This is a genomic window from Paraburkholderia sp. J11-2, from assembly GCF_905220185.1.
In the GTDB taxonomy this organism is placed as follows: Bacteria; Pseudomonadota; Gammaproteobacteria; order Burkholderiales; family Burkholderiaceae; genus Paraburkholderia.
Window position 1 is genome coordinate 1 of sequence record NZ_CAJMYY010000145.1, and the last position, 271, is coordinate 271.

At 66.4% G+C, this 271-nt stretch carries 1 pseudogene; it reads left to right on the forward strand.

Annotated elements, in window-relative coordinates:
- Positions 1-271 (forward strand): annotated as a pseudogene (locus tag U5A57_RS41540) (threonine ammonia-lyase, biosynthetic); the annotation flags it as partial.

The following is a 271-nucleotide window of genomic DNA, read 5'->3' on the forward strand; positions in this document are numbered from 1 at the left end:
GATCACCTCGGGCGCGAACATGAACTTCGACCGCATGCGCTTCGTGGCCGAGCGCGCGGAGGTAGGTGAAGCGCGCGAAGCGGTGTTCGCGGTGACGATCCCCGAGGAGCGCGGCAGCTTCAAGCGTTTCTGCGAGCTGGTCGGCACGCGCAGCGTGACCGAGTTCAACTACCGCATCGACGACGCCGAGCGCGCGCACATCTTCGTGGGCGTGCAGATCCGCAACCGCGGCGAGTCGCAGCAGATCGCGAAGGCCTTCGTCGATCACGGT